General features: G+C 63.3%; 22 protein-coding genes and 1 pseudogene. 19 read left to right on the forward strand and 4 right to left on the reverse strand.

Annotation, left to right across the window (positions count from 1 at the left end):
• Positions 1–64 precede the first annotated feature (64 nt).
• Positions 65–2689 carry a leucine--tRNA ligase gene (leuS, locus tag EN807_RS06230; protein WP_135934288.1) on the forward strand — a complete coding sequence of 875 codons (2625 nt, stop codon included), beginning with the start codon at positions 65–67 and terminating at the stop codon, positions 2687–2689.
• A complete protein-coding gene (gene lptE, locus EN807_RS06235; RefSeq protein WP_135934289.1) occupies positions 2676–3263 on the forward strand; it encodes an LPS assembly lipoprotein LptE in 588 nt (195 codons plus the stop codon). Before leuS ends, lptE begins: the two co-directional genes overlap by 14 nt.
• Positions 3264–3382: 119 nt before the next feature.
• Here the strand turns inward: lptE and fsa are convergent, their stop codons facing one another.
• Entirely contained in the window at positions 3383–4036 is a 654-nt protein-coding gene (gene fsa / locus EN807_RS06240; protein WP_029349054.1) for a fructose-6-phosphate aldolase, read from the reverse strand.
• 91 nt (positions 4037–4127) lie between these two features.
• Here fsa and EN807_RS06245 point away from each other — a divergent pair, with 91 nt between their 5' ends.
• Positions 4128–6311, forward strand: a complete 2184-nt coding sequence (locus tag EN807_RS06245; RefSeq protein WP_135934290.1) for a primosomal protein N' — start codon at positions 4128–4130, stop codon at positions 6309–6311.
• Between the two features lie 109 nt (positions 6312–6420).
• On the opposite strand, the gene EN807_RS06250 is transcribed toward EN807_RS06245, so the two are convergent.
• Together EN807_RS06250 and EN807_RS06255 are read right to left on the reverse strand one after the other, a co-directional pair.
• Complete coding sequence (locus tag EN807_RS06250; RefSeq protein ID WP_246684019.1) at positions 6421–6861, reverse strand: type II toxin-antitoxin system VapC family toxin; 441 nt, start codon at positions 6859–6861, stop codon at positions 6421–6423.
• An 8-nt stretch (positions 6862–6869) separates the two neighbouring features.
• Complete coding sequence (locus EN807_RS06255) at positions 6870–7103, reverse strand: type II toxin-antitoxin system Phd/YefM family antitoxin (protein WP_348640242.1); 234 nt, start codon at positions 7101–7103, stop codon at positions 6870–6872.
• Positions 7104–7177: 74 nt separating this feature from the next.
• Here EN807_RS06255 and EN807_RS06260 point away from each other — a divergent pair, with 74 nt between their 5' ends.
• The 8 genes and pseudogenes from EN807_RS06260 (at position 7178) to lepB (ending at position 14832) form a co-directional block, all read left to right on the forward strand.
• The gene (locus EN807_RS06260) at positions 7178–7873 is read left to right on the forward strand and encodes an aspartate/glutamate racemase family protein (protein ID WP_135934292.1); all 696 of its coding nucleotides are present in this window, start codon (positions 7178–7180) and stop codon (positions 7871–7873) included.
• Positions 7874–7970: 97 nt separating this feature from the next.
• Positions 7971–8366: a DUF4345 family protein gene (locus EN807_RS06265; protein WP_127315587.1), complete on the forward strand. Its 396-nt coding sequence runs from the start codon at positions 7971–7973 to the stop codon at positions 8364–8366.
• A gap of 246 nt (positions 8367–8612) precedes the next feature.
• Complete coding sequence (locus tag EN807_RS06270) at positions 8613–9173, forward strand: F0F1 ATP synthase subunit delta (RefSeq protein ID WP_029349048.1); 561 nt, start codon at positions 8613–8615, stop codon at positions 9171–9173.
• The gene (gene atpA, locus EN807_RS06275) at positions 9173–10702 is read left to right on the forward strand and encodes a F0F1 ATP synthase subunit alpha (protein ID WP_135934293.1); all 1530 of its coding nucleotides are present in this window, start codon (positions 9173–9175) and stop codon (positions 10700–10702) included. The genes EN807_RS06270 and atpA overlap by 1 nt, the downstream gene beginning before the upstream one ends.
• A 33-nt stretch (positions 10703–10735) precedes the next feature.
• Positions 10736–11620 carry a F0F1 ATP synthase subunit gamma gene (locus EN807_RS06280; RefSeq protein WP_127315585.1) on the forward strand — a complete coding sequence of 295 codons (885 nt, stop codon included), beginning with the start codon at positions 10736–10738 and terminating at the stop codon, positions 11618–11620.
• Positions 11621–11692: 72 nt separating this feature from the next.
• Positions 11693–13258, forward strand: coding sequence for a F0F1 ATP synthase subunit beta (atpD, locus tag EN807_RS06285; RefSeq protein ID WP_189522359.1), 1566 nt, complete (start codon positions 11693–11695; stop codon positions 13256–13258).
• Positions 13259–13370: 112 nt separating this feature from the next.
• Positions 13371–13778 carry a F0F1 ATP synthase subunit epsilon gene (locus EN807_RS06290; protein ID WP_135934294.1) on the forward strand — a complete coding sequence of 136 codons (408 nt, stop codon included), beginning with the start codon at positions 13371–13373 and terminating at the stop codon, positions 13776–13778.
• A 395-nt stretch (positions 13779–14173) separates the two neighbouring features.
• Positions 14174–14832 (forward strand): annotated as a pseudogene (lepB, locus tag EN807_RS36390) (signal peptidase I).
• A gap of 51 nt (positions 14833–14883) precedes the next feature.
• Here the strand turns inward: lepB and EN807_RS06305 are convergent.
• On the reverse strand, positions 14884–16368 hold the full coding sequence (locus tag EN807_RS06305; protein ID WP_135934297.1) for a mannitol dehydrogenase family protein: 1485 nt from the start codon (positions 16366–16368) through the stop codon (positions 14884–14886).
• 176 nt (positions 16369–16544) lie between these two features.
• Here EN807_RS06305 and uxaC point away from each other — a divergent pair, with 176 nt between their 5' ends.
• The 8 genes from uxaC (at position 16545) to EN807_RS06345 (ending at position 23680) form a co-directional block, all read left to right on the forward strand.
• Positions 16545–17954, forward strand: coding sequence for a glucuronate isomerase (uxaC, locus tag EN807_RS06310; protein WP_135934298.1), 1410 nt, complete (start codon positions 16545–16547; stop codon positions 17952–17954).
• 36 nt (positions 17955–17990) lie between these two features.
• A complete protein-coding gene (locus tag EN807_RS06315; protein ID WP_135934299.1) occupies positions 17991–18968 on the forward strand; it encodes a TRAP transporter substrate-binding protein in 978 nt (325 codons plus the stop codon).
• A 103-nt stretch (positions 18969–19071) separates the two neighbouring features.
• On the forward strand, positions 19072–19599 hold the full coding sequence (locus EN807_RS06320; protein WP_029349033.1) for a TRAP transporter small permease: 528 nt from the start codon (positions 19072–19074) through the stop codon (positions 19597–19599).
• A gap of 4 nt (positions 19600–19603) precedes the next feature.
• Positions 19604–20884 (forward strand): TRAP transporter large permease, encoded by a 1281-nt coding sequence (locus EN807_RS06325; RefSeq protein ID WP_135934300.1) that lies wholly within the window; start codon positions 19604–19606, stop codon positions 20882–20884.
• Between the two features lie 9 nt (positions 20885–20893).
• Positions 20894–21670 carry a FadR/GntR family transcriptional regulator gene (locus EN807_RS06330; RefSeq protein WP_135934301.1) on the forward strand — a complete coding sequence of 259 codons (777 nt, stop codon included), beginning with the start codon at positions 20894–20896 and terminating at the stop codon, positions 21668–21670.
• Between the two features lie 27 nt (positions 21671–21697).
• A complete protein-coding gene (gene kduI, locus EN807_RS06335; RefSeq protein ID WP_135934302.1) occupies positions 21698–22555 on the forward strand; it encodes a 5-dehydro-4-deoxy-D-glucuronate isomerase in 858 nt (285 codons plus the stop codon).
• A complete protein-coding gene (kduD, locus tag EN807_RS06340; protein ID WP_135934303.1) occupies positions 22552–23319 on the forward strand; it encodes a 2-dehydro-3-deoxy-D-gluconate 5-dehydrogenase KduD in 768 nt (255 codons plus the stop codon). Before kduI ends, kduD begins: the two co-directional genes overlap by 4 nt.
• 22 nt (positions 23320–23341) lie before the next feature.
• Positions 23342–23680 (forward strand): cupin domain-containing protein, encoded by a 339-nt coding sequence (locus EN807_RS06345; protein ID WP_135934304.1) that lies wholly within the window; start codon positions 23342–23344, stop codon positions 23678–23680.
• Positions 23681–24006: the final 326 nt, after the last annotated feature.

Here is a 24006-nt window from a genome sequence, read left to right on the forward strand (position 1 = left end):
CATTTCCTGAGCCGCCGGGCATTGTCCGGCCGTTCGCGCCTGCTTTTTAAGTGAAAAACATCCGATGGCAACCGAACGATACAATCCGCGCGCATCAGAGCCCAAATGGCAGAAGGCCTGGGACGCCAAGAAGCTGTTCGAGGCTGACAACGACGACCCGCGCCCGAAATACTACGTGCTCGAGATGTTCCCTTATCCGTCGGGGCGCATCCATATCGGCCATACCCGCAACTACACGATGGGCGACGTGGTGGCGCGCTACAAGCGAGCCAAGGGTTTCAACGTGCTGCACCCGATGGGCTGGGATGCCTTCGGCATGCCGGCCGAGAACGCGGCGATGCAGAACAAGGTCCATCCCAAGGATTGGACCTACCAGAACATCGCCGCCATGCGCGAGCAGCTCAAGGTCATGGGTCTGTCGCTCGACTGGGCACGCGAATTCGCCACCTGCGATGTCGACTACTACCACCGCCAGCAGATGCTGTTCCTCGATTTCGTCGAGAAGCGGCTGGTGACGCGCAAATCCTCCAAGGTCAATTGGGATCCGGAGGACATGACTGTGCTTGCCAACGAGCAGGTCATCGACGGACGCGGCTGGCGCTCGGGCGCGCTGGTCGAACAGCGCGAGCTGACGCAGTGGTTCTTCAAGATCACCGACTATGCGCAGGATCTGCTGGACTCGCTGGAAGGCCTCGACGAATGGCCGGAAAAAGTGAAGCTGATGCAGGCGAACTGGATCGGCCGTTCGGAAGGCCTGCTGATCCGCTGGCCGCTGGCCACTCCAGTCGACGGCGAAGATGAGCTGGAAGTCTACACGACGCGGCCCGACACCATCTTCGGCGCCTCCTTCATGGCGGTCGCAGCTGATCATTCGCTGGCGAAGAAGGCGGCCGAAAGCAATCCGGCGCTGGCCAAGTTCATCGACGAGGTTCGCCATATGGGCACTTCAGTGGCGGCACTGGAGACAGCCGAGAAGAGGGGTTTCGATACCGGCATCCGCGTCGTCCATCCGTTCGACGAGGCGTGGACGCTGCCTGTCTATGTCGCCAATTTCGTGCTGATGGAGTACGGCACCGGCGCCATCTTCGGCTGCCCGTCCGGTGACCAGCGCGACCTCGACTTCGCGAACAGATACGGCCTGCCGGTCATTCCGGTGGTGATGCCGGAAGGCGAGAACCAGGGAAACTTCCAGATCATCGAAGAGGCCTATGTCGGCGACGGCGTGATGATCAATTCGCGCTTCCTCGACGGCATGAAGCCTGATCAGGCGTTCGACGAGGTGGCGAAGCTGCTGGAACAAAAGACCATCGGCAATCGGCCGGTGGCCGAGCGCAAGGTCAACTTCCGCCTGCGCGACTGGGGAATTTCGCGCCAGCGCTACTGGGGCTGCCCGATCCCGATGATCCACTGCGAGGATTGCGGCGTGGTGCCGGTGCCGAAGGCGGACCTGCCGGTCAGGCTGCCGGACGACATCGAGTTTGACCGGCCGGGCAATCCGCTCGACCGCCATCCGACATGGCGGCATGTGAAATGCCCGCAATGCGGCAAGGATGCACGCCGCGAAACCGACACGATGGACACGTTCGTCGATTCGTCCTGGTATTTCGCGCGCTTCACCGCACCCTGGGCCAACGATCCGACCGATCCCAAGGCAGCTACCGAATGGCTGCCGGTCGACCAGTATATCGGCGGCATCGAGCACGCCATTTTGCACCTTCTCTATTCGCGCTTCTTCACCCGCGCCATGCGCGAGACCGGACATGTCGATCTGGCCGAGCCGTTCAGTGGCCTGTTCACGCAAGGCATGGTGGTGCACGAGACCTATCGGGTCGGCAGTGGCTCCAACAGCCGCTGGCTTGCGCCCAGCGAGGTGCGGCTGGAGGACGTCGACGGCAATCGCCGGGCCATCGAAATCGCGACCGGCGAAGAGGCGGTGATCGGCCCGCTCGAAAAAATGTCGAAGTCGAAGAAGAACACGGTGAGCCCGGAAGAGATCACCGACGGCTACGGCGCCGATACCGCGCGCTGGTTCATGCTGTCGGACTCGCCGCCCGAGCGTGACGTCGAATGGACCGACGAAGGTGCTGCCGGCGCGCACCGCTTCATCCAGCGCATCTGGCGCCTGGTGTCGACGGCTGCCGAATCGCTCGCCGGAATCCAGCCGGCAGCGGCGAGAGAGGGCGAGGCAGGGACTGTTTCCAAGGCCGCGCACAGGGCGTTGAAATCGGTCGGCGAGGATATCGAAAAGCTCGCCTTCAACCGTGCCATCGCCCGCATCTACGAGCTCGCCAATGCGCTCACCACGCCGCTCAACGAGGCGGCCGAAGGCAAGGCCGATCCGGCGCTCAAGGCTGCGTGCCGGCAAGCCGTCGACATCCTCGTGCATCTGATTGCGCCGGTGATGCCGCATCTGGCCGAGGAATGCTGGCAGACGCTCGGCGGCACCGATCTGGTCGCCGAACGGCCCTGGCCTGTCTATGATCCGTTACTTGTCGTCGACAGCGAGATCGTGCTGCCGGTCCAGGTCAACGGCAAGAAACGCGGCGATTTGACAATTGCCCGCGACGCGGACCAAGGTGCCGTCGAAAAAGCGGTTCTGGCTCTCGACTTCGTGCAGAAAGCGCTCGAAGGTAAGGCACCGCGCAAGGTGATCATCGTCCCGCAGAGGATCGTCAATGTCGTTGCCTGATCCGAGGAAGACAGAAGTGGCGCATTTGCTGCGCCGTACCGCGCTGTATGGCCTGGTCGCTTCGGTCGCGCTGGTTTCGGCCTGCACGGTTCGCCCGCTCTATTCGAGCGCGCCGCTGTCGGCCGGTTCACAAGTTGGCGCTGCCGCCGAACTCGGGTCCATCTCGGTCAAGCCGGTCAACACCCGCTACGCCCAGCAGGTCCGCAACAATCTGATCTTCGCGCTTGGCCAGGGCGCGGGCGAGCCGGCGTCGCCCGCCTATTCGCTCGATCTCGGCGTTACCGAACTTGTTGAATCAGCTGCGACCGTGCGGGTCACGACCGATGACGACGAGCCAACAGCGGGCACGGTGACACTGACCGCGAATTATGTGCTGACCGACGCCAAGACCGGCAAGACCATCGCGACCGGCAGGCGCTCGATAGTGTCGTCCTTCGATAAGCCCCGTCAGGAATTTGCCTCCTACCGGGCGCAAATCGACGCCGAGAACCGCGCGGCGCGCGAACTGGCGGACCTGCTGCGCCTGTCGATCGCCCAGGATCTGGTCAAGCACGGCAAGACGGTGGCGGGTTAAAACTTTTCGGCCTGGATCGAGACGTTCCGGCTACGCCGAGGTGCTCGCGCACAAAAAAGGCCGATTGCTCGGCCTTTTTACGGGAACGCGGCGTCTTAATTTCAGCCGACCCTCTAATTTCAGCCGATCTTCTGGCCGGTCTTGGCCCAGTCGGCGAGGAACTGCTCCAGGCCCTTGTCGGTCAGCGGGTGCTTGACCAGCGCCTTCAGCGTCGCCGGCGGGGCGGTGATGACGTCGGCGCCGATCAGTGCGGCCTGCTTGACATGGTTCACCGTGCGCACCGAGGCGGTCAGGATCTCGGTCTGGAAATCATAATTGTCGTAGATGGTGCGGATATCCGCAATCAGCTCCATGCCATCCCAGCCGCTGTCGTCGATGCGGCCGACGAAGGGCGAGATGAAGGAGGCGCCGGCCTTGGCGGCGAGCAGCGCCTGGGTGGCCGAGAAGCACAACGTAACATTGACCATGCGGCCCTCCGACCGGATGTCCTTGCAGGCCCTCAGGCCGTCGAGCGTCAGCGGCACCTTGATGCAGACATTATCGGCGATCCTGGCCAGGATCTTGGCCTCCGCCATCATGTCCGTGTATTCGGTGGCGACGACTTCGGCCGAGACCGGGCCCTTGACGATCTCGCAGATCTCTCTGGTGACGTCGGCGATCTTGCCACCGGATTTGAGGATCAGCGAGGGATTGGTGGTGACGCCGTCGAGCAGCCCCAAATCGTTCAGCTCACGGATTTCCTTGACATCGGCGGTGTCGACAAAAAATTTCATGACGGTCTCCTGAAGAATTTTTCATGTGCATGTCATGCACATTTGGGGTCGGACTTTGATCTAGACGAAACTCGGGGCAAGGTCACGCCTCATGATCGAAGATTCGCCCTTTGTCGCAGCCGCGCCGGTGTTGGTGCCGATGCCCGCCGAGCGGCCCTACACCTATGCCGTGCCCGCCGGCATGCGCGTGGTGCCGGGCTCGATCGTGCGCGTTCCGCTCGGTCCGCGCCAGGTCGCCGGCATCGTCTGGGACGGCGCCGTCGAAAAGGTCGATGCCAAAAAGCTGCGCCCGATCGAACAGGTCTTCGACTGCCCGCCGATCGACCGCGCCATGCGCCGCTTCGTCGACTGGATCGCGCAATACACGCTGTCGCCGCCCGGCATGGTGGCGCGCATGCTGCTCAGGGCACCCGAGGCCTTCGATCCGGAACCGTGGATCGAAGGGCTGCAACGCACCTTCGCGAAACCCGACCGGATGACGGGCGCGAGGATGCGCGTTCTGGAAACAGCCGAAGGCGGGCTCGCCTGGACGCGGTCCGGGCTGGCGCATGCGGCCGGCGTCTCGTCGACCGTTATCGACGGGCTGAAAGCGCAAGGCGTGTTCGATACCGTTATGATCCCGCCGCGACCGGTGGTCGCAGCACCCGACCCGGGCTACGCCCAGCCTTCGCTGATGCCGGACCAGAGCGATGCGGCCGATATGCTGCGCACCAATGTCGCGGCCGGCGCATTCGGCGTCACGCTGCTCGACGGGGTGACCGGATCGGGCAAGACGGAGGTCTATTTCGAGGCGGTTGCGGCGGCGCTCGACCGTGGCATGCAGGTGTTGATCCTGCTGCCGGAGATCGCGCTGACCCATGCCTTCCTCGAGCGCTTCCAGGAACGGTTCGGCGCCAAGCCGGCGGAATGGCACTCGGACCTGCCGCCAAGGATGCGCGAGCGCGTCTGGCGGCAAGTGGCGGAAGGTGGCGTGCGCGTCGTTGCCGGCGCGCGTTCGGCGCTGTTCCTGCCGTTCATGGAACTCGGGCTGATCGTCGTCGACGAGGAGCATGACCCGGCCTACAAGCAGGAAGACCGCGTCTTCTACAATGCCCGCGACATGGCGGTGGTGCGCGGCCATATCGGCGGCTTCCCGGTCGTGCTCGCCTCGGCGACACCGTCGGTCGAAAGCCGGGTCAATGCGAGCCAAGGCCGCTACAGCAGGGCGGTGCTTTCGGCGCGCTTCGCCGAGGCGGCGCTTCCCGACCTGAAGACGATCGACATGCGCCGCGCTCCACCGGCACGCGGCGGCTTCCTGTCGCCGCTGCTGCTTGGCCATATGCGGCAGACGTTGGAGAAAAAGGAACAGTCGCTGCTGTTCCTCAACCGGCGCGGCTATGCGCCGCTGACGCTGTGCCGGGTCTGCGGCCATCGCTTCGGCTGCCCGGTGTGCTCGGCCTGGCTAGTCGAGCACCGCTTTCGCGGCCAGCTCGTCTGCCACCATTGCGGACACAATGAGCGGCGGCCAGAGGCCTGCCCGGAATGCGGCACGCTCGACCATCTGGTCGCCTGCGGGCCGGGCGTCGAGCGCATCGCCGAAGAGGTCGTCGCGCATTTCCCCGACGCCCGCACCATCGTCTTGTCGTCCGACCTGATGGGCGGCGTGCGGCGGCTGAGGCTAGAGCTCGAAGCCATAGCCAAGGGCGAGGCCGACATCGTCATCGGCACGCAGCTCGTCGCCAAGGGCCACAATTTCCCCAACATGACGCTGGTTGGCGTGGTCGACGCCGATCTTGGCCTGGCCAATGGCGATCCGCGCGCCGCCGAGCGCACCTTCCAGCTGCTCAGCCAGGTGACCGGCCGCGCCGGCCGTACCGGCAAGAAGAGCCTTGGCCTGCTGCAGACCTTCCAGCCCGACCATCCGGTGATGCGGGCGATCGTCTCCGGCGATGCGGAGGCCTTTTACGAGCGCGAGATCGCCGAGCGCGAGCGGGCGGCGCTGCCGCCCTTCGGCCGGCTCGCCGGCGTCATCGTCAGCGCGGCGACGCGGGCGGAAGCCGAAGGGCACGCCCGCGGCCTGCGGCGGGCGGCGCCCCAGGCCTCCGACCTGTTCGTGCTCGGCCCGGCCGAGGCGCCGCTGTCGCTGATCGGCGGCCGCCATCGCTTTCGCCTGCTGATCCAGGGCGAGCGGCGCGCCGACATGCAGGGGTTCATTCGCACCATGCTGGCCGAAGGACCGAAGATACGGGGCTCGGTCAGGGTGCAGGTCGATATCGACCCGCAGAGCTTTTTGTGAGCTTGGAGCTAAGCAGACATTCGTGGATTGCTCCACGAATGTCTGCTTAGATTCCTTTGTTTATCGCAGGTTCTGATCGCAAAACGTGGGACACTTTTGCGGAATCCGCTTAGGCTTCGGGTTCCGCACCAAATGGGTTGAGGTTTGCGACCTTGAGGGCCTCGAAATGACGGTTGTTGGCAGTCAAGATCGTCAGGTCGTGCTCAACAGCCGTTGCGGCAATGAGAACGTCCGGCAGGCCAGGGCTGCGCCCACGAGCGATCGCCGCGTCTTCCATTTCTCCAGCTCGTCGGGCGATGGCGGAGCCTATTGACAAGACACGCTCATCGAATTCAGTCAGCAGGCTGTCAAGCCATCGCTCAAGGCGCTCGGCTCGTTGGGCGCCGCCGGCGCGCTTCAACTTGGCAACGCCCTTCTGGACTTCAGCAGCGGCTATAGCCGGAATATACCAGGTTTGGCGTCTGCCGGTCCGTGACAGCCAACCTTGAAAGGTAGGCGAAAGCGCTGCGCGATCAGGCGCGAATGCCGACAGCACGGAGGTGTCGAGCAAGTACCCGTTCAAAAATCATAATCCCTGAGCGTCGACTGGTTTCGTTCAAGTTCGATACCGCCAGGGTATGCGAGAAGAAAGTCGATAAAATCATCGTTGCGGTCAGGGTAAAGCTTTCGTGCCTCTGCGATCGGCACGACCGCCGCGGCAGGTTTGCCATGCTTGGTAATAATCGTAGGCTGGCCATTCTCCGCCGCCTCCACGAGCGCGGAAAAGCTCGCCTTTGCCTCTCGTACCTGCATTGTTTTCACAGCAAGCCTCCTTGTGGTCTCATGTGGTCATAATATAGGAATTGCTGAAGAAAGGAACAGCCCAGATGAAAACCCTTGGCCTGCTCGGAGGCATGAGTTGGGAATCAACGGCGATCTACTACCGCCTGCTCAACGAGATCGTGCGCCAGCGGCTGGGCGGGCTGCATTCGGCAAAGCTGCTGCTGTGGTCGCTCGACTTTGCCGAGATCGCCGAGCGTCAGCATAAAGGAGACTGGGACGGTGCCGGCGTGCTTCTCGAAGAAGCCGCGCGCAAGCTCGAGGCTGGGGGCGCCGAAGGCCTGCTGATCTGCACCAACACCATGCACAAGCTTGCCGACCAGGTGCAGGCGGCGGTGGCGATGCCGCTGATCCATATCGCCGACGCCACCGCCGTCGCGATCGGCCGGGCCGGTGTCAATCGCCCAGGGCTGCTGGCGACGCGCTTCACCATGGAACAGGACTTCTACAAGGGCCGCCTCATCGACAAATACGGACTTCATCCCGTTGTGCCGGATGAAGCCGGGCGCCATATGGTTCACCGGGTGATCTACGATGAGCTGTGCCAGGGCATCGTCAGCGAGGTATCGAAGGCGGCCTATATCGACGAAATCGCCCGCATGCGGCGTGATGACAAGATCGACGGCGTCATCATGGGCTGCACCGAGATCACCATGCTGATCGGCCAGCAGGTTTTCGACGTTCCTGTGTTCGACACGACGCGCATCCATGCCGAAGCGGCGGTCGAATTCGCTCTGGGTTGATGCGCTTTGCGCAATTCACCGACGCCATCTGGCGCATGTTTCTTCCTTCGCTAGAATGCCCAAAATTTCGAAACAGCCATTTTGCGAGGGGACAAGGATGGAATTTGCGTTTCCGTGGCCGATGAGCCAGGGCGAGTGGCTGGCGTGGTCGAGCGCCGTCGTGACCTTGCTGTTCGGCCTGCTGCTGTTCCTGGCGCCGGGGCTGGCCTTCCGGATTCTGCGGCTGCAGGTCAAGCCTGAGAAGGCGGCAGCGATCGCCGAAGGGCGCGGCAGGATGTCGGGCTTCTATCTCGGAGTCGGCCTGTGCTGCATTCTGCTGGCGCAACCGCTGCTCTACATGGCGCTTGGTTTTTCCTGGCTGTTCACCGCCTTCGGCCGCCTGCTGTCGATGATGTCGGACGGCGCCAACACACCTTTCAACTGGGCGTCCATCGTGGTGGAACTGGTGCTGGCGGCGCTGCCGCTTGCCTTCGCCTTCGGCTTTGTGGCTTGAATCAAAGGCTAATTCGGGACCGACGGTCGAACCGCAACGCCAGATGCGACAATAGTGCCTGAAAACCATGCGGGACGACGCATTGCGGTCTTAAAATGCCTGTGCTAGACGGCAATCGACTTTCGGCCGGGGATAGCGGAAGCCGCGCCTCCGTGCTTGGAAAAATGCAGTAAGGTCAAAGATTTAGCTAGAGTTTTCGCTCGCGCCAACAATCTGCGGCCTGTCAGACAAGAGAAAAGACGGTCCGTGGCCCAATCGTCATCGCCAATCTCAGGTGTCGCAGAGCGCTATGCGGGTTCGCTGTTCGAGCTCGCGCTCCAGGCGAATTCGGTGGCCCAGGTCGAGGCCGACCTCAACAGTTTCGCGGCGATGCTCGAAGGCAGTGCGGACCTTACCCGTCTGATCAACAGCCCGGTGTTCTCCAGCGAGGACCAGGCCAAGGCCATTGCGGCGATCGCCGACAAGGCAGGGATCACCGGCCTCACCGGCAATTTCCTGCGCGTCGTCGCCCAGAACCGCCGTCTGTTCGCCATCCCCGGCATGATCAAGGCATTCCGCCAGGTCGCCGCCGAGCACCGTGGCGAGACCGCCGCTGAAGTTACCTCGGCGCATGCGCTGACCGACGCCCAGCAAACCGAGCTGAAGGCGGCGCTGAAAAGCGTTGCCGGCAAGGATGTCGCGATCACCGTGACCGTCGATCCGTCGCTGCTCGGTGGGCTGGTGGTCAAGATTGGCTCGCGCCAGATCGATACGTCGCTCAAAACCAAACTCAATTCGCTCAAGCTTGCACTGAAAGAGGTCGGCTGATGGACATCCGCGCCGCGGAAATTTCCGCAATTCTGAAAGACCAGATCAAGAATTTCGGCAAGGAGGCCGAGGTCTCCGAAGTCGGCCAGGTTCTGTCCGTCGGTGACGGCATCGCCCGCGTCTATGGCCTCGACAATGTCCAGGCCGGCGAGATGGTCGAGTTCCCCGGCGGCATCCGCGGCATGGCGCTCAACCTCGAAGCCGACAATGTCGGCGTCGTCATCTTCGGCGCCGACCGCGACATCAAGGAAGGTGACATCGTCAAGCGCACCGGCGCTATCGTCGACACGCCTGTCGGCATGGGCCTGCTCGGCCGTGTCGTCGACGCGCTCGGCAACCCGATCGACGGCAAGGGCCCGATCCAGGCGACCGAGCGCAAGCGCGTCGACGTCAAGGCGCCCGGCATCATTCCGCGCAAATCGGTGAACGAGCCGATGTCGACCGGCCTCAAGGCCATCGACGCGCTGATCCCGGTCGGCCGCGGCCAGCGCGAGCTGGTCATCGGCGACCGCCAGACCGGCAAGACCGCGATCATCCTCGACACGATGCTCAACCAGAAATCGGTGCACGAACACGGGCCGGAGAAGGAAAAGCTCTACTGCGTCTACGTCGCCGTCGGCCAGAAGCGCTCGACCGTCGCGCAGTTCGCGAAAGTTCTCGAAGAGCGCGGCGCGCTCGACTATTCGATCATCATCGCCGCCACCGCTTCCGATCCGGCGCCGATGCAGTTCCTGGCGCCGTTCACCGCCTGCACCATGGGCGAATATTTCCGCGACAACGGCATGCATGCGCTGATCAGCTACGACGACCTGTCGAAGCAGGCCGTCGCCTACCGCCAGATGTCGCTGCTGCTGCGCCGCCCGCCCGGCCGCGAAGCCTATCCGGGCGACGTCTTCTACCTGCATTCGCGCCTGCTGGAGCGGGCCGCCAAGCTCAATGACGACAATGGCGGCGGTTCGCTGACGGCGCTGCCGATCATCGAGACCCAGGCCAACGACGTGTCGGCCTACATCCCGACCAACGTCATCTCGATCACCGACGGCCAGATCTTCCTGGAAACCAATCTGTTCTTCCAGGGCGTCCGCCCGGCGGTCAATGTCGGCCTGTCGGTGTCGCGCGTCGGCTCCTCGGCGCAGATTAAGGCGATGAAGCAGGTCGCCGGCTCGATCAAGGGCGAGCTCGCGCAATACCGCGAAATGGCGGCCTTCGCCCAGTTCGGCTCCGACCTCGACGCCGCCACGCAGCGCCTGCTCAATCGCGGTGCGCGCCTGACCGAACTCCTGAAGCAGCCGCAATTCTCGCCGCTCAAGGTCGAGGAGCAGGTCGCGGTGATCTTCGCCGGCGTCAACGGCTATCTCGACAAGCTGGCGATCGACCAGGTCAGCAAGTTCGAGCATGGCTTGCTCAGCCACATGCGCTCGGCCGGCAAGGAGGTGCTTGACGGCATCCGCAAGGAGAAGGCGCTGTCGGACGATCTGCGTGCCAAGTTGAAGGCGGAGATCGACACCTTTGCCAAGACCTTTGCTTGAACGAAGCCGGACGGACGGGATCAGGTTTGAAGCATGCCTTCATTAAAAGACCTTCGTAACCGTATCGCCTCGGTCAAGGCGACGCAGAAGATCACCAAGGCGATGCAGATGGTCGCCGCGGCGAAGCTGCGCCGTGCGCAGGAGGCGGCGGAAGCGGCGCGCCCCTATTCGGAGCGCATGGGCGCTGTGCTGGCCAACATCACCCAGGCGATCGGCGGCGGTGGCGAGGCCCCGGCGCTGATGACCGGCACCGGCAAGGACGACGTGCATCTGCTCGTCGTCTGCACCGCCGAGCGTGGCCTGTGCGGCGGCTTCAATTCGCAGATCGCACGCCTTGCCCGCGACCACATCCGCAAGCTTTTGGCCGACGGCAAGCAGGTCAAGATCATCTGCGTCGGCAAGAAGGGGTTCGACATCCTGCGCCGCGACTACGCGGCGCTGATCATCGAGCGCGTCGACCTGCGCGAAGTGAAGACGCTCGGCTTCGTCAATGCCGATGCCATTGCCAAGAAAGTCATCCAGCTCTTCAACGACGGCGGCTTCGACATCTGCACGCTATTCTACTCGCAGTTCAAGTCGGTGATCAGCCAGATCCCGACAACCCAGCAGATCATCCCGGCAGGCGTGCCTTCCGCTGCCACCGAGGCGACGGACGGCGGCAGTGCCGTCTATGAATACGAGCCGGAGCCGGGCGAAATCCTCTCCGACCTCATTCCGCGCAACATTTCCGTACAGGTCTTCCGCGCTCTGCTCGAAAACGCGGCCGGCGAGATGGGCGCCAAGATGAGCGCCATGGACAATGCGACGCGCAATGCCGGCGACATGATCAACAAATTGTCGATCACCTACAACCGCCAGCGGCAGGCGCAGATCACCAAGGAATTGATCGAAATCATTTCGGGCGCTGAGGCGCTCTAGGCGCGCTCCGATGAAGGTCAGCGACCTTCAGGCGGATCGCGTGAGAAACAAAGAGACGAAAGGGTAAAGACGATGGCGAAAGCAGCGACCCCCCAGAAGGCTGCCGCGACGGCGGCAGCACCGGCAAAGGCTCCGGCAGCGAAGGCCGCTCCGGCCAAGAAAGCGGCCGCACCCGCCAAGGCTGCCGCGGCGAAGGCGCCGACCGTTGCCATCAAGAAGACTGGCTTGGCCGGCAAGGTTCGCCAGGTCATCGGCGCCGTTGTCGACGTGCAGTTCGGCGAACATCTGCCGGCGATCCTGAACGCGCTGGAAACGTCCAATGTCGGCAATCGCCTCGTGCTCGAGGTGGCCCAGCATCTCGGCGAAAACACCGTGCGCTGCATCGCGATGGACTCGACCGAAGGTCTAGTTCGCGGCCAGGACGTCTATGACACCGGCGCACCGATCACCGTGCCGGTCGGCCCCGGCATGCTGGGTCGCATCATCAACGTCATCGGCGAGCCGGTCGACGAGGCAGGCCCGGTCGACGGCATCGAGATGCGCTCCATCCACCAGCCGGCTCCGACCTATGTCGAGCAGTCGACGGAAGCGCAGATCCTGGTCACCGGAATCAAGGTCCTCGACCTGCTCGCGCCCTATGCCCGCGGCGGCAAGATCGGCCTGTTCGGCGGCGCCGGCGTCGGCAAGACGGTGCTGATCCAGGAACTGATCAACAACGTTGCCAAGGCGCATGGCGGCTTCTCGGTGTTCGCCGGCGTCGGCGAGCGCACCCGCGAAGGCAACGACCTCTATCATGAGTTCATCGAGTCCGGCGTCAACAAGAAGGGCGGCGGCGAAGGATCCAAGGCGGCGCTGGTCTATGGCCAGATGAACGAGCCGCCGGGTGCGCGCGCCCGCGTCGGCCTGACCGGGCTGACGGTTGCCGAATATTTCCGCGACCAGGGCCAGGACGTGCTGTTCTTCGTCGACAACATCTTCCGCTTCACGCAGGCGGGTTCCGAAGTGTCGGCGCTGCTCGGCCGTATTCCCTCGGCCGTGGGCTACCAGCCGACGCTGGCCACCGACATGGGCGCGCTGCAGGAACGCATCACCACCACCACCAAGGGTTCGATCACCTCGGTGCAGGCGATCTACGTGCCGGCCGACGATCTGACCGACCCGGCGCCGGCGACTTCGTTCGCCCACCTCGACGCGACGACCGTGCTCAACCGCGCGATCTCGGAAAAGGGCATCTACCCGGCCGTCGATCCGCTCGATTCGACCTCGCGCATGCTCGACCCGATGGTCGTCGGTGAAGAGCACTACCAGGTCGCTCGCCAGGTGCAGTCGATCCTCCAGCGCTACAAGTCACTGCAGGACATCATCGCCATCCTGGGCATGGACGAGCTGTCGGAAGAGGACAAGCAGACGGTGGCCCGCGCCCGCAAGATCGAGCGCTTCCTGTCGCAGCCCTTCTTCGTCGCCGAAGTGTTCACCGGCGCGCCGGGCAAGCTGGTCGACCTCGCCGACACCATCAAGGGCTTCAAGGGCCTCTGCAACGGCGACTATGATCATCTGCCGGAAGCCGCCTTCTACATGGTCGGCGGCATCGAGGAAGCGGTCGAGAAGGCTCAGCGCCTGGCGGCCGAAGCGGCATAATCAAGCGAATAGGGAGTAGTGAGTAGTGAGTAGAGAATAGCAGGTGTGTGACGTGGGCCGTTTGGACCCCTTCACTACTTACTACTCACTATTCCCTCCTCGCTAAGGTGATATGGCTGAAGCTTTCCAATTCGAACTGGTCTCGCCGGAGCGCCTGCTGGTTTCCGAGCAGGTCGAATCCGTCGTCATTCCGGGCGCCGAAGGCGAAATGACCGTCATGGCCTATCATGCGCCGGTCATGACCACGATCAAGCCGGGCGTCGTCACGGTGAAGACGGCGGCTGGCCAGCAAGAACGCTACGTCGTGTTCGGCGGCTTCGCCGACATCGTTCCGGCCGGCTGCACGCTGCTCGCCGAATCGGCGGTAGCCGTCGGCGACATCGATCGCGCCGACTTGACCCGCCGTATCCAGGAAGCCAGGGAAGACGTCGCCGACGCCAAGGACGACCAGACGCGCAGCAAGGCCGAGCAGTTTCTTAGCCAGCTCACCACACTCGAAGGCGCCATCCTGCCTGCTTGAAGCGAAGATCAGTCCGGCAATTGCAAAGCGAGGCTTGCCTCGTTTTTTTGTTTGAGGGACAGTCCGACTTTGCTTGCCTTGGGGGCGGTAGCCGGTGACTGAAGACACAAGGTCGAGATCCAGATGGTCGGCGGCCCTGGTGTCGGCCTTTAGTGGTCCGTTCGGCGGATTTCTTTGGATCGGAAGCGGCAAGCTGGCGGTCGTAAGTCTCGTCGCGATCAGTGCCGCAAGCATTGCCCTTTGCTACATCGGGTTCCCGGTTTTGCCGGCATCGATCTTTCCGGATTGGCCAATCTTTCAAGTATCGGCATAGCGATATTTCGGTGGTGTTCGTTGTTCCCTTTGCGCATCGATTCAAGCCGGACAAGTGGTACGCGCATGGACTTTCGGTTCTGGTGCTGGCCTTTCTGGCTTCGTCTCTGGCTGCGTTTGCGATCCGGTCGTTCCTGTTTCAGCCATTCTCAATGCCGGCCAGCAGCATGGTCCAACGCTTGAGGATCGGCGACTATCTGTTCGCGTCCAAATTTGCTTACGGCTACAGCCGCTACAGCGTCCCCTTTGGCTTGCTGCCGATCGAAGGGCGGACGTTCGACACGGCACCGGCGCTAGGTGATATCGCAGTCTTCAGGCGGCCGTCTGACCCCAGTACCGACTATATCAAGCGCATGTCGGCCTTCCTGGCGACAAGATCCAGATGATCGACGGCGTCCTTCACATCAACGACCAGGCGGTGAAGCTTGAAGAGACCGGCTCTTACTCCTCCGATGAGATCCGGTCGGCCAAAGTGCAGCGCGAAACATTGCAGAACGGCGTCTCCTACTCGGTCCTCGACGTGATCGACGGATCGACAGGCGACAACACCCAGCCTGTTGTCGTTCCGGCCGGCCGCTACTTCATGCTTGGCGACAATCGCGACAGTTCCGCCGATAGCCGTTTTGATATGGGCACTATTCCGTATGAGAATTTGGTCGGCAAGGGCGTTCGCCTGTTTTGGAACTCCAGAGGTGTCGACTACTCGTCACGGCACAACTTGGACGGTCTGACAGGCAAATAGCTTCAAGTCGTCACCGCTTCCACCGCACGCACGACGGCGCGCGGTTCTGCGTCATGTTTTCGCACCCTGTATGCCCAGCGCTGTGAAAGCGGCAGCCACGCCGCCCTGGCGCAAGCGTTCGAGATGGGCGGCCGCGAGGTCGATCAGCGTCAGGCGCTCAGCACCGTCCTTGGCGAAGCCGGCCAGGTCGAACACCGCCGCCACGGTTTTGCCAGCCGACAGATGCCGAGTGTCGAGCGCAGCCAGGGCCAAGTCGAGCGGGTCGGTGAAATGGCTTTCCGGCAAGGCTTCGCCGCGCGCCTCGCAAGCGGCGATCCAGGCTGCTACCACCAGCATCAGATGCGCGGGCGGCGCACCGGCACTCATCCGCTCCATGGCCGCGGCAACGATGCGCTGCGGCAATTTCTGGCTGCCGTCATTGGCGATCTGCCCCGTCCGATGGGCGAGCGCGGTGTTCGAATAGCGCTTGGCAAGCTGTGCCGCGTAGTCGGCCGTGTCGAGCCCGGCGTCTTTCGGCAGCGTTGTGATGGCTTCGGCCCACAATCCGTCGACGAATTGCCGGATCGCCGGATCGGCAAAGGCGCGGTCGACCGTCTCATAGCCGCTGAGCAGGCCGAGATAGGCGATGGCCGAATGCGAGCCGTTGAGCAGGCGCAGCTTCATGTCCTCGAACGGCCCGACATCACCGACCATGGTGACGCCGAACTTTTCCCAGTCCGGCCTGCCCGCCGGGAAATCGTCTTCGACCACCCATTGGCAGAACGGCTCGGTCATCACAGGCCAGGCGTCCTCGACGCCGAGCTGGCCTGATATCCGTGCCCGGTCGGCATCGGTGGTCGCCGGCACGATGCGATCCACCATGCTCGACGGAAACGCCACCTCGTCGGCGATATGACGGGCGAGATCGGTACCGCGCAACGCGGCGAATTCGACCAGCAGCCGGTGCAGCGTGGCGCCATTGGCCGGGAGATTGTCGCAGCACAGCACGGTGAATGGCTGGATACCGGCGGAGCGGCGGCGCGCAAGCGATTCGACGAGAAAACCATGCGCCGTTCGCGGCGTGCGCGGGTTGGCCAGATCGTGGACAATGTCGGGATGGGCTGCGTCCAGTCCGCCACCCGCCGCCCTGAGATAGGCCTTTTCGGTGATCGTCAGCGTGACGATGGAGGTGCGCGGGTCAGTCAGCGCGGCCAGCACCGCACCCGGATCTTCCGGGGCCACCAGCATCGACATGATCGAGCCTACGACGCGCAGGCTTTCGCTGTCGCTGCTCCTGACCGCCAGCGTGTAGAGCCCCTCCTGCGGCGCCAGCGCGTCGCGTGTGTCGGTGCTGCGCAGCGAGACGCCGACAATGCCCCAATCCATCTCTCCCGCCGCCAGGCAATCGTCGACATAGGCTGCCTGATGGGCGCGGTGGAATGCGCCGACGCCGAGATGGACGATGCCGGGTAGGACACGGTTGCGGTCGTATCCGGGGACCGCGACCGAGGCCGGCAATGCCTGCCGCGTAGTGTTGGAAAGGCGTCTGTCTGTCATCGTGCGATGGGTCTGATCGAGCTGGTGCCGGGCGTGGCCGGCATGCGGCGTAACATCCGTTTCTTTCCCGCACAATGGGCTGACGTTGCGTAAAAGTCATCATACAACAATCTATTTTTTGTATGTTGACATTATTTCTTTCCGATCCTACCGATGGCCGGGTTGGGAGGAACGACGTGGCCGCATTGACCGATCCGGATTTGCTGTTTCCCTCGGAGGCGCGTCCGCGTTCGGTTGCCCGCGAGCTTTATGCCGGGGTGAAGGACCTGCCGATCGTCAGCCCGCATGGTCACACCGATCCGCGCTGGTATGCGCTCAATGCGGCGTTTCCCGATCCGGCGCAATTGTTGATCGTGCCGGACCATTATATCTTCCGCATGCTGTTCAGCCAGGGCGTCCGGCTCGAGGGGCTTGGTGTGCCGACGCTCGACGGCTCACCGGTGGAGACCGACGGCAGGACGATCTGGCGGCGCTTCGCCGAGCACTATTATCTGTTCCGCGGCACGCCGACGCGCCTGTGGTTCGACCATGTGCTTGCCCATCTGTTCGGCATCGAAGAGCCGCTGACGGCCGCAACCGCCGACCGCCATTACGACACGATCTCGACCTTGCTGCAGTGGGAGAATTTTCGCCCGCGAGCGCTGTTCGAGCGCTTCAACATCGAGGTCATCGCGACGACCGAAGGCGCGCTCGACGATCTCAGATGGCACCAGATGATCCGCGACAGCGGCTGGGAGGGCCGCGTCGTCACCGCCTACCGGCCGGATGCAGTCGTCGATCCCGACTTCGAAGGCTTTTCGGCCAATCTCGATCGGCTCGGCGACATCACCGGCTGCGACACCGGCACCTGGGCCGGCTATCTCGATGCGCATCGCCAGAGAAGGGCCTTCTTCAAAAGTTTTGGCGCGACCGCGTCGGATCACGGCCATCCGACAGCGGAGACCGCCAATCTGTCGGATGCCGCCGCGCAGGAGCTGTTCAACCGCATCCGCCGGGGCTCGGACGACGAGCGTGAGCGAAAACTGTTTCGCGCTCAGATGCTGACCGAAATGGCAAAGATGAGCCGCGACGATGGGCTCGTCCTGCAAATCCATCCCGGCTCCTGGCGCAATCATTCGCCTGCCGTCTTCCGGAGGTTCGGCAGGGACAAGGGTTTCGATATCCCGACCCGAACCGACTATGTAACGGCGCTGAAGCCGCTGCTCGACTGCGTCGGGCTGGAGCGCGACCTCACCATCATCCTCTTCACGCTCGACGAGACCAGCTATGCGCGCGAACTGGCGCCGCTCGCCGGCGTCTACCCGGCGCTGAAGCTCGGGCCGGCCTGGTGGTTCTACGACAGCCCGGAGGGCATGCGCCGGTTTCGCGAGATGACCACCGAGACGGCCGGCTTCTACAACACCGTCGGCTTCAACGACGACACCCGCGCCTTTCCATCCATCCCGGCTCGCCACGATGTGGCGCGCCGGGTCGATTGCGCCTTTCTTGCGCGTCTCGTCGCCGAGCACCGGCTCCGCGAGGACGAGGCGCACGAACTGGCGCAGGAACTTGCCTATACGCTCGCAAAAAAGGCGTACCGGCTCTAACGGCGCTTGCCGCCATCGCTCAACGGGAGGAAACCAATGCTGCATTTTTCTAGACTGGCGGGAGCTACGCTACTGGCCGCCGCACTGATGGCCGGAACGACAAGCGCCCAGACGGTTCTGCGCTCGTCCGACACGCACCCGGACGGCTATCCGACGGTCGAGGCGGTGAAATATTTCGGCGAGCTTGTCAAAGAGCGCACGGCCGGCCGCTATTCGGTCGATGTCTATCATTCCGCGCAGCTCGGCGAGGAAAAGGACACGATCGAGCAGGTGCGCTCCGGCGTGATCGACCTCAACCGCGTCTCGATGGCGCCGTTCAACGGACTCATCCCGGAAACCACCGTGCCCTCGCTGCCCTACATCTTCCGCTCGGAAGACCATATGCACAAGGTCATGGACGGGCCGGTCGGCGACCAGATTGCGGCGGCGTTCGAACAGGTCGGGCTGGTGCTGCTCGCTTTTTATGACGGCGGCGCGCGCTCCTTTTACAATTCGAAGAAGCCGATCAACACTGTAGCCGATCTGGCCGGCATGAAGTTCCGCGTCATCCAGTCCGACATCTTCGTCGACATGGTGGCTGCACTCGGCGCCAACGCGACGCCGATGCCGTATGGCGAAGTGTATTCGGCGATCGAGACCGGGGTCATCGACGGCGCGGAGAACAATTTTCCGAGCTACGACACCGCCAAGCATGCGGAAGTCGCCAAGTTCTATTCGCTCGACGAGCACACGATGGTGCCGGAAGCCTTCGTCATGGCGAAGTCGAGCTGGGACAAGCTGACGCCGGAAGACCAGGCGATCTTCAAGGCGGCCGCCAAGGAAAGTGTCGCCAAACAGCGTGAGCTGTGGGCCGCCAAGGTCAAGGAATCGCGCGCCAAGGTCGAGGCGGCCGGCTCGCAGATCACGACGCCGGACAAGCAGCCCTTCATCGACGCGATGGGCCCGGTCTACGAAAAGCACGTCAAGGACGACAAGCTGAAGGCGATGGTCGAGGCCATCAAGACCGTGCAGTGATCAAGCGGCGGCGCGGCCATTCCGCGCCGCCAACCTCTTGCGGAGAGAACCGGTGACCTCCAGCTCAGAACAGAGACCGCCCCTGTCCGGCATCGCGCGCCTGATGTCGCGCGTCAGCACGGCGGCGCTGTGGATCGCCGGCGTCGGGCTGGTGCTGATGACCGCCTTCGTCGCCTGGCAGGTGTTCGGCCGCTATGTTCTGAACCGGTCGCCGAGTTGGACCGAGCAGGGCTCGGTGATGCTGATGAGCTGGTTCATTTTCCTCGGCGCTGCCGTCGGGGTGCGCGAGAACTATCACCTCGGCTTCGACGTCCTGCTCTACGTGCTGCCGAAAGGCGGCAAGCGTTGGCTGAGGATGATCTCGGACCTCGTCGCGCTCGCCTTCGGCATAGGCATGATCTGGTATGGCAGCCAGCTGGTTGCATTGACCTGGGGCGCCACCTTGCCGTCGCTCGGCATATCGGGGGGCTGGGACTACGTCCCGCTTGTCGCGGGAGGGGCGCTCATCGTGCTCTTCACGCTGGAGCGCATCGTGCTTCGCCTTTCCGGTGCGCCGATCGACGATGCGCTCGATGAACTGCCGCCTGCGGAAGTCGCAGCCGAACTCGACACAGCGAACGTGAAGGTCTGACGCCATGGAACTCTGGATACTCTTCGGCGTCTTCACCCTTCTGATGCTTATCGGCACGCCGATCGCTTTCTGCCTCGGCGTCGCAAGCTTTGCCACCGTCCTTTACATGGGCTTGCCGCCGCTCATCGTGTTCCAGCGCCTGAATTCCGGCATGAGCGTCTTTTCGCTGCTGGCCATTCCGTTTTTCATCTACGCCGGCGACTTGATGGTGCGCGGCGGCATCGCCAGCAAGATCGTTGCCTTCGCCGGCTCACTCGTCGGCCATCTGCGCGGTGGCCTCGGGCAGGTCAACATCGCGACCGCCACACTGTTCGGCGGCATTTCGGGCTCCGCGGTGGCGGAGGCAGCGGCTGTAGGCGGCTTGATGATCCCGCAGATGAAGGCGCGTGGATATGGCGCGGATTACGCGGTCAACGTCACCTCGATGGCGGCGCTGATCGCGCTGCTCCTGCCGCCGTCGCACAACATGATCATCTACTCGATTTCGGCAGGCGGAAAGATCTCCATCGCCGACCTGTTCACGGCCGGCGTCGTTCCGGGCCTGCTGTTGGCCCTGGCACTGATGATCACCGCCTATTTCGTGGCGCGCTCCCGCGGCTATCCCACCGAGCCGTTTCCGGGCTTCACCGCCGTCGCGCATCTCTTGGCTGTCGCGGTACCCGGCCTGCTGCTGATCGCGATCATCTTCGGCGGCGTGCGATCGGGCGTTTTCACGGCCACCGAGAGTTCCTGCATCGCCGTCATCTATGCGTTGCTCGTTACTGTCTTCGTGTACCGGCAGATGACCTGGGAAGGGTTCGTTCATGCCACCCATGGTGCGGTGCGCACCACGGCCATGGTGCTGCTCATCATCGGCATGGCGGCGGCGTTCTCGTGGTTGATGGCCTTCCTGAAAGTGCCGGCAGCGCTCATAGCTTCCATGAACGCGATCTCGGAGGATCCGCTGGTCGTGCTTCTCATACTCAACCTCTTGATGCTGTTCCTCGGCACCTTCATGGACATGGGGCCGACGATCATCATCTGCACGCCGATCTTCCTGCCCGTGGCGCAGGCCTACGGCGTCGATCCGGTGCATTTCGGCGTCATCATGATCCTCAACTTCGGCATCGGGCTGAACACGCCGCCGGTGGGCGCAGTGCAGTTCGTGGCGTGCGCGGTGGGCAAGATATCCGTCTGGGAAGCGATGCGCTCGATCTGGCCATTCTATGGGGCAGGCCTCGTGGTGCTGGGGCTCGTCACTTACATTCCGGCCATCTCACTATGGCTGCCGAGCGTCTTCAAATAGGGGATGGCAATGGCATCGGATACGGCGATCAGCCTGAAAGTCGAACGCAAGCCCAAGCTGTCGGAGACCGTGGTCGCGGCGATCCGCAAGCAGTTGCAGGCGGGCGAGATCCAGCCGGGCCAAAAGCTGCCGACCGAGGGTCAGTTGACCGAAACCTTCGGGGTCAGCCGCACCGTCGTCCGCGAAGCGCTGGCCAAGCTTGCCGCCGACGGTCTGGTCGAGCCGCGCCAGGGCGCCGGGGTCTTCGTCACCGAGCATATCTCGACGATGTTCGGCGCGCTGGCCGCGGACATAGGCAGCAAGGATTCGATCGCGCTCAACGTGCTCGAGGTGCGCCTGGCGATCGAGATCGAATCCGCCGGGCTCGCCGCCATCCGTCGCAATGCCGCCCAGGAAGCAGCGATCCAGGAGGCGTTCTTCGAGTTCGAACGGCTGCTCTTGAACAGCGAGCCGACGGGCCCAGCCGACCTTGCCTTCCACCGCGCGATCGCCAGCGCCACCAACAACCCGTTCTATGTCGAGATGCTCGACGTGCTCGGCCGGCGGGCCATTCCTTGCGACGTGACATCGCCGTGGTCCACCGAACTTGCCCAATCCGACCTCTACCAGCGTGGGCTGCAAGGCGAGCATCTGGTGATCCTGAACGCCATTATATCAGGCGATGCCGAGTCCGCGCGCGAAGCCATGCGCGCCCATCTCACCGCGAGCCAGCAACGCTATCGTGAGCGCTTGCACGCACGTCAGAGTTTTTATGCCGAGTCGGTCAAGGCCGCGGCAACCGAATGACCAATGAGGCAGCCCAATGGGACAGCAATGAATCACACCGATAATCACACGGACTTCACCTCGCGCTTCGCCATCGACCCTGTTACCGCCGCGGCGATGGGGACGGACGAGCTCCGTCACAATTTCCTGATCGAAGGGCTGTTCCAGCTCGGCCGCATCGGCCTGACCTATACCCATTACGACCGCATGATCATCGGCGGCGCCATGCCTGCCGGGACACCGCTGCCGCTGCAGGCGATCAAGCCGACCGGAACAAAGAACTTTCTCGATCGCCGCGAAATGATCGCCGTCAACATCGGCGGCACCGGCGTCGTGAAAGCCGGCGGCCAATCCTACGAGCTGCAGCCGCGCGACATGCTGTATCTCGGCATGGGCGCCAATGAGGTATCGTTCGCCTCCGCCAATGCAGCCGAGCCGGCCAAATTCTATCTGCTCAGCGCACCGGCGCACCAGAGCCATCCCAGTCGCCTGATCCGCATCGGCGATGCCAAGCGGCTCGATCTCGGCAGCCAGGCGACCTCTAACGAGCGCTCGATCTTCCAGTTCATCCATGCCGAAGGCGTCAAGACCTGCCAGCTCGTCGTCGGCATGACCCAGCTTGCACCAGGCTCGGTCTGGAACACCATGCCGTGCCATGTGCATGACCGGCGTATGGAAGCCTACCTCTATTTCGACCTGCCGGAGGCGGCGCGCGTGTTCCATTTCATGGGCGAGCCGGATGAGACACGCCATCTCGTCATGCGCAATGAAGAAGCGGTGCTGTCGCCAGGATGGTCGATCCATTCGGGCGCCGGCACCTCCAACTATGCCTTCATCTGGGCGATGGCCGGCGACAATGTCGACTATACCGATGTCGATCCGGTAGCGATGGAAGAGCTGCGGTGAGCGACCTCTCCGCATTCAGCCTGGCCGGCAAACGCATCCTCGTCACCGGCGCCAACACCGGCATCGGCCAGGGCATCGCCCTGTCGATCGCGCGTGCCGGTGGTGCGGTGGTCGGCGTCGGCCGTTCGGCGATGGACGAGACGGCGGAAAAGGTCGCTGCGGCGGGCGGACCGTTCGAGGCGGTGCGCTGCGATCTTGCCGACCATGCCGCCGCCCAGGCGGTACTCGATCGCATCTGGGACGAAACCGGGCCGCTCGACGGGCTGGTCAACAATGCCGGCATCATCCGGCGCGCCGACGCCGTCGATCTGGCGGAAGCCGATTGGGACGACGTCTTGGACGTCAATCTGAAGACGGTCTTTTTTATCAGCCAGAGCTTCGCCAAGCGCGTGCTTGCCGATCCCGGACGGCGCGGCAAGATCGTCAACATTGCGTCGGTGCTGAGCTTCCAGGGCGGCATCCGCGTCGCCTCCTATACCGCCTCGAAGCATGGCGTGCTCGGCATCACCCGGTTGCTCGCCTGCGAATGGGCGTCGAAAGGCATTAACGTCAACAGCATTGCGCCCGGCTATATCGAGACCAACAACACCGAGGCGCTGCGTGCCGATCCAGATCGCAGCGCCGCCATTCTGGCGCGCATTCCGGCCGGGCGCTGGGGCGAGCCGGAGGACATCGGCGACGCGGCCGTCTTCCTGCTGGCGCCGGCGTCCAATTACATGCATGGCGCAGTGGTGCCGGTGGACGGCGGCTGGCTGGCGCGATGAGGCCATGATGAGGATTTTGGCGATGACCGGAACGAAGATCTTTTCGCGCGCCGGCGAGGGCGCATGGACACCGACCCCGGATGGCAACCGCAGGCGCGTGCTGCTGCACACGGACGAGTTGATGATGGTCGAATTCGGCTTCGACAAGGGCGGTGTCGGTGCGTTGCATTCGCACCCGCATGTCCAGGCGAGCTATGTCGCCGAAGGCCGCTTCGAGGTCACCATCGACGGCAGGACCGAGATCCTGGAAACGGGAAGCAGCTTCATTGTCCCTTCCAATTTGGTCCATGGCGTCAAGGCGCTCGAGGCCGGGCGCCTGGTCGACAGCTTTACACCGTACCGCGCCGATTTTATCGACTGACGTTACGACAACGAACGCAGGTCACTACGCAGTGGCAGCTATCTTCGCAAACGAAAAGCCCGCGCCTCCGGAGAGACGCGGGCGTGTTGCCTGGGCGCTTGTGGCGCCGCGGTACTCAAAACATCACCGCAGAACCTGAACCTGCCGAATTATGATGAAGATAGAATTAACCCGGCCAGAGCCGACGCGATATTCACAGCCAAAGTGAATAGGGGCTGGAATCACGATCCCATATCCGCCAATGAGGGAGATATTCTTTCAGACGGCGCCGACGGAGACGGGACTTGAGGGGTGATCGGGCATTTGAATCTGCGGTCAAGGCAGGC

The organism is Mesorhizobium sp. M5C.F.Ca.ET.164.01.1.1, assembly GCF_004792125.1.
GTDB lineage: Bacteria > Pseudomonadota > Alphaproteobacteria > Rhizobiales > Rhizobiaceae > Mesorhizobium > Mesorhizobium wenxiniae.

Excerpts from the sequence above, each read along its gene's own strand:
- leuS (WP_135934288.1), top strand. The coding sequence starts at position 65 with ATGGCAACCGAACGATACAATCCGCGCGCATCAGAGCCCAAATGGCAG.
- lptE (WP_135934289.1), top strand. The coding sequence starts at position 2,676 with ATGTCGTTGCCTGATCCGAGGAAGACAGAAGTGGCGCATTTGCTGCGC.
- fsa (WP_029349054.1), bottom strand. The coding sequence starts at position 4,036 with ATGAAATTTTTTGTCGACACCGCCGATGTCAAGGAAATCCGTGAGCTG.
- EN807_RS06245 (WP_135934290.1), top strand. The coding sequence starts at position 4,128 with ATGATCGAAGATTCGCCCTTTGTCGCAGCCGCGCCGGTGTTGGTGCCG.
- EN807_RS06255 (WP_348640242.1), bottom strand. The coding sequence starts at position 7,103 with ATGCAGGTACGAGAGGCAAAGGCGAGCTTTTCCGCGCTCGTGGAGGCG.
- EN807_RS06260 (WP_135934292.1), top strand. The coding sequence starts at position 7,178 with ATGAAAACCCTTGGCCTGCTCGGAGGCATGAGTTGGGAATCAACGGCG.
- EN807_RS06265 (WP_127315587.1), top strand. The coding sequence starts at position 7,971 with ATGGAATTTGCGTTTCCGTGGCCGATGAGCCAGGGCGAGTGGCTGGCG.
- atpA (WP_135934293.1), top strand. The coding sequence starts at position 9,173 with ATGGACATCCGCGCCGCGGAAATTTCCGCAATTCTGAAAGACCAGATC.
- EN807_RS06280 (WP_127315585.1), top strand. The coding sequence starts at position 10,736 with ATGCCTTCATTAAAAGACCTTCGTAACCGTATCGCCTCGGTCAAGGCG.
- atpD (WP_189522359.1), top strand. The coding sequence starts at position 11,693 with ATGGCGAAAGCAGCGACCCCCCAGAAGGCTGCCGCGACGGCGGCAGCA.
- EN807_RS06290 (WP_135934294.1), top strand. The coding sequence starts at position 13,371 with ATGGCTGAAGCTTTCCAATTCGAACTGGTCTCGCCGGAGCGCCTGCTG.
- EN807_RS06305 (WP_135934297.1), bottom strand. The coding sequence starts at position 16,368 with ATGACAGACAGACGCCTTTCCAACACTACGCGGCAGGCATTGCCGGCC.
- EN807_RS06315 (WP_135934299.1), top strand. The coding sequence starts at position 17,991 with ATGCTGCATTTTTCTAGACTGGCGGGAGCTACGCTACTGGCCGCCGCA.
- EN807_RS06320 (WP_029349033.1), top strand. The coding sequence starts at position 19,072 with ATGTCGCGCGTCAGCACGGCGGCGCTGTGGATCGCCGGCGTCGGGCTG.
- EN807_RS06325 (WP_135934300.1), top strand. The coding sequence starts at position 19,604 with ATGGAACTCTGGATACTCTTCGGCGTCTTCACCCTTCTGATGCTTATC.
- EN807_RS06330 (WP_135934301.1), top strand. The coding sequence starts at position 20,894 with ATGGCATCGGATACGGCGATCAGCCTGAAAGTCGAACGCAAGCCCAAG.
- kduI (WP_135934302.1), top strand. The coding sequence starts at position 21,698 with ATGAATCACACCGATAATCACACGGACTTCACCTCGCGCTTCGCCATC.
- EN807_RS06345 (WP_135934304.1), top strand. The coding sequence starts at position 23,342 with ATGACCGGAACGAAGATCTTTTCGCGCGCCGGCGAGGGCGCATGGACA.